Genomic DNA, 5,736 nt, shown 5'->3' on the forward strand with positions numbered 1-5,736 from the left:
CCATGTGATCGCGTACTGGTTGAAGTCCTCGTTGAGGGCGGCGCAGGCAGCGGCCTTCAGTTCAGGGGGGCAGGGGAAATCAGGAAAACCCTGCGCGAGATTGATCGCATTGTGGGCGAGCGCGAGCCGGGTCATCTCCCGGATCACGGATTCGGTAAAGGCATCGGCCCGCGAGGGGTGGGGAGCGTGGGTTGGTGCCGGCGCAGGTTGTGTGGAGTTTCCTGCGATGCCGGGCCCGGTCTGCTTCATGATGAGAAGGTGGAACTGGTATGAAAATAAGGTACCGGGTCATGTGCCGGTTCCAATATCGTTACGTGACAGACCAGAACTCCCGTAAAACCCGGGCACGGTTCAAATCTGTTTAAGGTTTCCCCGCTGTTTCACGAACCTGTCCCAGTTCCACGGTTCGTCCAGCACATTCACAAGTACATGCTCGATACCGCAGACCCCGAGCACCTTGCGCTGCACCTGCCCGGACAAGTGATCGGAAAGAGGGCAGGCCTTGCAGGTGAGAACCATGTCGATCTCCACATTGGTACCCTTCACCCGTATTTCCTTGATGAGGCCGAGGTCCACGATGTCGATACCAACCTCGGGATCAATGACTTCCCGCAACGCTTCACGGATCTCGTTCTCGCAGACGATCTCCTGCCGGGCTGTAGGGGAGATTGGGCCGTGTTGTACCTGCTCGAAAGTGCGGAGCCTCTCTTCGAGTCGGTTCTGCCGGTCCAGCAGCCGGCTCACCACACGGAGCATCGGGTCGGGCATGACCTCTTCGATGGTCTCTTCCGGGAAACCATGCTCCGGGCCGGCTATTCTGCCCGGGACACCGACAACCGTTGCGCCTGGCGGGACCGACCGGACCACGACCGACCCGGCACCGACCTTTGCCCCCTTTCCAATCCGGATGGGACCAAGGACGATGGCACCGGATCCAAGGATCACACCGTCTTCAATAGTCGGGTGGCGCTTAACATTCTCGAGCGCCGTGCCGCCCAGCACCACCCCCATATAAATAAGGACGTCGTCTCCAATCTCGGCAGTCTCGCCAATAACGACCCCCATGCCATGGTCAATGACCACCCGCCGGCCGATCACGGCACCGGGATGGATTTCAATCCCGGTAAGGAACCTGCAGATGTGGGAGACGAACCGGGCCCAGAATTTCAGGTTGTGGGTCCAGAGCCAGTGGGCCCTCCGGTGGAACCAGAGAGCATGGAGCCCCGGGTAACAAATGAGGACTTCAAGAGTGGAGCGGGCGGCGGGGTCCTTGGAAAAGATTGCCCGTATGTCTTCCCGGAGGCGTTCAAAAACCATGGCTGTCTCACTTATTCCACGAATAGGTCAGGGATACTTAAGTAGCGTTCACCCGTATCCGGCAGGATAACGACAATGAGCTTGCCCTTGTTTTCCGGACGCGCTGCCACCGCAAGTGCCGCATAGGTCGCAGCACCGCTGGAGATCCCTGCGAGGATACCTTCTTCTTTTGCAAGTCTCCTTGTTGTCTCGAATGCATCCTCATTTTTGACACGGATAATCTCGTCCACCAGCTCACGCTTGAGCACTGCCGGGACAAAACCAGCTCCGATTCCCTGGATGCGGTGCGGGCCGGGAGACCCGCCGGAGAGGACCGGTGATGCATCGGGTTCGACGGCAATTGCACGGAACGAGGGCTTTCTTTTCTTGATCACATCTGCGATACCGGTAATTGTTCCCCCCGTCCCCACACCTGCAACGAGGATATCGACCTTCCCGTCAGTATCGCGCCAGATCTCTTCGGCGGTGGTCTTCCGGTGTATTGCCGGGTTGGCCAGGTTGTTGAACTGCTGGGGGATGTAAAAGTACTTCGGGTTCTCTGCTGCCATCTTCTCGGCCCTGGAAACGGCCCCTTTCATCCCTTCAGGACCCGGTGTAAGTACCAGCTCCGCGCCAAATGCTTTTGCAAGTCTCCGCCGCTCGACACTCATGGTCTCCGGCATCACCAGCGTCAGTTTATATCCCCGGGCCGCACTCACGAACGCAAGCGCCACGCCGGTGTTGCCGCTCGTTGGTTCGAGAATGATCGTCTCCCTTGTGATCAACCCGCGCTTTTCAGCTTCGTCGAGCATTGCAACCCCGATCCGGTCCTTGATGCTGCTCAACGGGTTAAATGACTCAAGCTTGGCAAGCACCGTTGCGCCGGCACCGCTGGTGAGGCGGTTCAGCCGTACGAGGGGGGTGTTGCCGATGGTTGCTGTAATATTATCATAAATCTTTGCCATACTGTTTCCTTCTATGACTCCGGGATCTCCCGCACAAGCCGGCAGGTCCCGGATGTTCACAATTGTTAATTGTCCGGAGCCAGATATTATACCTTGGTTTCCAGCAAAAACCACTTCCCTGATCTGGTACTATCAGTGATATCATTTTTGTGAGATAACAAGAATATAGCGGCAAAAACTGACGCAAAATCAGGGTATATTACCCTGCCTGTTCCATACTGGGTGTTCACAATGGTGAACAGGAAAACAGCCATGAACACACACCATGCGAATATCGCTGGACACGCGGCCGGCCCGGGTGTACCCGGAGCTGATGCCCGGGCCTGTGCCTGCAGCCTGCCGGGAAGACCGGTAGAACGGCTCAGCGGTATCCGGAGCTCCGGGCAGTATTGTACTCCCATAGGGCAGACCAGATCAGGCTCACCACTGAACGCACACCGCATAACCCGCGGACGACATGCGATCCCCGGTATGTGTCCGTGAGAATCATATCCTGATTTCACGTCCTCACACCCGACCCGGCAGGGTCATGCGGCATCATCTCACCCGTTATGGCCGAAATCTCTACCGGAATTAAAATAAGCCTCATGCACCACAACCATATCACCTCCACTCTGATGCCCGGGAGAGTGTTTACTCCTCCCGGGGAAGAATAATCATTTTCATGACAGATTTTCCACGATACATGTACATCTCTGGCAGAAAACGTGAAGATGACACCTGTGGTTGCGGAGCCGGTGGCAGGGGCTTTATTGCATTCCTGATAACTCATCAAGACGTGCAGGGAAGCTGACCCATAATCTCTCCGGTAGTGAAAAACCTTATTATTCCATGGCAATACACAAAACATTAACAATTGTGAATTTGCATAATATATTCTTATATTGGAAACACGTCCCGGAAATTCGAAAATCTCATCGGAATAAGACCCCGCACCAAAGTTAATGGGGGCAGACAGGGATGTGTAAAAGTGATCTAAATGCCGGGATTGCCCGGATTAATCACGGGAAAACCAGCAATCCAAAAATCAAAAGGATAAAAACGGGCCGGTGTGGCAGAGCGGTAAATGCCTTCGCCTGCAAAGCGGATGTGTGGGGGTTCGACTCCCTCCGCCGGCGTCTATAAAAGGGGATCACTGCCATGGAACTGTATAACACGTTATCACGAACCGTTGAACCGCTGGTGACGCTTCACCCTGACCGGGTCGCGCTCTTTGTTTGCGGTCCGACGGTCTATGATTATTCGCACCTGGGGCATGCCAGGACCTACGTCGTCTTTGACGTCCTTGCAAAGTACCTCCGGTGGACCGGAAAAGAAGTGTTCTATCTCCAGAACATCACCGATGTGGACGACAAGATCATCAACCGCGCCAAAGAAGAAGGCGTCTCCCAGAGCGAGCTTGCCCGTAAGTTCGAGACCGAATACCTGCGGGACATGCATGCACTCGGGATCGATGCGGTCAGTTACTATGCCCGGGCAACGACCCACATTCCCGAGATCATCGGCCAGGTACAACGGCTGGTCGACCGGGGCGTTGCATACGTCACGGAGACCGGGGTCTACTTCAACCTCGACACGTTCAACCATAACGGGGAACTGTCGGGCCAGGAGCGGGCAAAACGGGTCAGCCGGGTCACCGATGCGACCAAGCATAATCCGCTTGACTTTGCGCTCTGGAAACTGGGCGAGTTCGGGGAGTACACCTGGGACTCTCCATGGGGCAGGGGCCGGCCTGGCTGGCATATCGAGGACACGGCGATATCGGAGAAGTATTTCGGCCAGCAGTACGACATGCACGGCGGGGGGCTGGACCTGATCTTCCCGCACCACGAGGCGGAGATCGCGCAGATGGAGTCGCTCGAAGGGAAACACCCTATGGTCAGGTACTGGCTGCACACGGGATTTTTAACGGTAAAAGGCGAGAAGATGTCAAAGTCTCTCGGGAACTTCATCACGATTCGTGACGCGTTAAAAATGTGGAACAGGGATGTCCTGCGGTACTTCATCCTGCTCTCCCACTACCGGTCCCCGCTCCAGGCAACCGACGAAGGTTTTGCAAACGCGGCAAAAGGGCTCGACCATATCCGGGCGATTGCCACGAAAGATAAAGGGGCCGATGCAGAGGGGCGAAAAGCGTTTACTGACACGATGGAGGCCGACCTCAACACACCTATGGCCATTGCCGCCATCCAGAAACTTGCGGGAAGCGGGGACTTGGAGGCTTTGCGGGAGTACGGGGAGATCCTCGGTATCAATTTCCTGCGCGAGACAAGCGCACCGTTAAGCGTCCTACAGGATATCCGGGCAGAGCTGCGGGCGAAAAAACAGTTTGAGGTTGCCGATCTGATCCGCGAACGCATGGTGGCTGCAGGGATACCGATCACGGATAAGCCGCTATGATCAGGTTTTCTCCATAATGCCTCTGCCGGATTTCACATGACAAACCTGCCGATGCCGGCATTACGTTTTATGTATTCATTTTTTTGCATCAAGAACAAGCGGTGACGGTTGTTCTTCCCAAGGGTATACCCGTTGCGAATGTATCCGTGATTACCCAAAAAAAGCACTGCATGAGTATATGCACAAGGATACGGCCACTGTGCACCCGATCGCAAGAAGCCCGGAATACTACGATATCTTCAGAAAACGTGAAGCCTGAATCAATATGGGAAAATAAAAAAATCGCGGACAGGACGGTGGTGACGGGATCACCACGGTCCCGTGACAGAGAGGAAGGTGCCGGTTGTACACATCGGACGCATCATACAGCGACCACCTCTTCCTGCGGCTTCGTGTTCAGGCCGTACAGGCTCTGCCGAGCATCAACGAAATAATAATGTTCGATCAGGAACTTTTCATCCTTGAGCCTGTTCAATGCATACCGGACAGTACGGGACGGCAGGGCGGTCTCACGGATGAGATCCTTCTGCGTCAGCTGACCGCTCGTTTCCAGCACTTTATACACGAGCTTTGCCGATGGTGGCAGGTGCCCGATTCGTGCGAATGATCCTTCATTCGCGCCTACGTTATTTTCGACAAAAACGATCCCTCATAGTGGATCACCATACCTAGGTAAGAATTCACAATTGTTAAGTCTTTCGTTTCACAGCTACGCAGGACCCACGTAAATGTTTGTTCCGCGGATGTCAAATGCCCTAAAAACAAGGGTATATTCACATTTTTGGGGAAGGAGTGGCCTTATTCATTCTTAAGCCCGCACCAGAATCTCTATGCATGTCAAGCATAGATTACTTGACCTCACATTATTTTCGCGCATTTTTGCTGCATGCATGGACCCTGCTGCAGGATCGGTACGAGCCTCGCATTCACTGATGCCGGCAAATGTACCCTGAAAAGGTGTATGCCCCGAAAGAAATCCGGTGTTACAGCCCGGCCACGAGAACACAATCATTTTTTAACTGAGTCATCGCGGGACTGCAAACCGGTTTCCCTGATGCAAACACCGGCCAGGGTC

The 5,736-nt window shown here is 54.7% G+C and carries 4 protein-coding genes, 1 tRNA gene and 1 pseudogene; 2 read left to right on the forward strand and 4 right to left on the reverse strand.

Going from position 1 to position 5,736, the window contains the following annotated elements; translation table 11 throughout:
• The 3 genes and pseudogenes from WCE46_RS00425 to cysK form a co-directional block, all read right to left on the reverse strand.
• Nucleotides 1-249 (reverse strand): annotated as a pseudogene (locus WCE46_RS00425) (aminotransferase); the annotation flags it as partial.
• 102 nt (nucleotides 250-351) lie between these two features.
• Complete coding sequence (gene cysE / locus WCE46_RS00430) at nucleotides 352-1,317, reverse strand: serine O-acetyltransferase (protein WP_424731730.1); 966 nt, start codon at nucleotides 1,315-1,317, stop codon at nucleotides 352-354.
• 11 nt (nucleotides 1,318-1,328) lie between these two features.
• Nucleotides 1,329-2,261, reverse strand: a complete 933-nt coding sequence (cysK, locus tag WCE46_RS00435) for a cysteine synthase A (protein ID WP_424731731.1) — start codon at nucleotides 2,259-2,261, stop codon at nucleotides 1,329-1,331.
• A 1,045-nt stretch (nucleotides 2,262-3,306) separates the two neighbouring features.
• On the opposite strand from cysK, the gene WCE46_RS00440 reads away from it, so the two are divergent.
• Nucleotides 3,307-3,379, forward strand: a tRNA-Cys gene (locus WCE46_RS00440).
• 22 nt (nucleotides 3,380-3,401) lie between these two features.
• A complete protein-coding gene (cysS, locus tag WCE46_RS00445; protein ID WP_424731732.1) occupies nucleotides 3,402-4,661 on the forward strand; it encodes a cysteine--tRNA ligase in 1,260 nt (419 codons plus the stop codon).
• Between the two features lie 361 nt (nucleotides 4,662-5,022).
• Here cysS and WCE46_RS00450 read toward each other — a convergent pair whose 3' ends face one another.
• Complete coding sequence (locus WCE46_RS00450) at nucleotides 5,023-5,226, reverse strand: winged helix-turn-helix domain-containing protein (RefSeq protein ID WP_424731733.1); 204 nt, start codon at nucleotides 5,224-5,226, stop codon at nucleotides 5,023-5,025.
• Between the last annotated feature and the right edge of the window lie 510 nt (nucleotides 5,227-5,736).

The sequence above is a fragment of the Methanoregula sp. genome (assembly GCF_049690535.1).
Classification (GTDB): Archaea; Halobacteriota; Methanomicrobia; order Methanomicrobiales; family Methanospirillaceae; genus Methanoregula.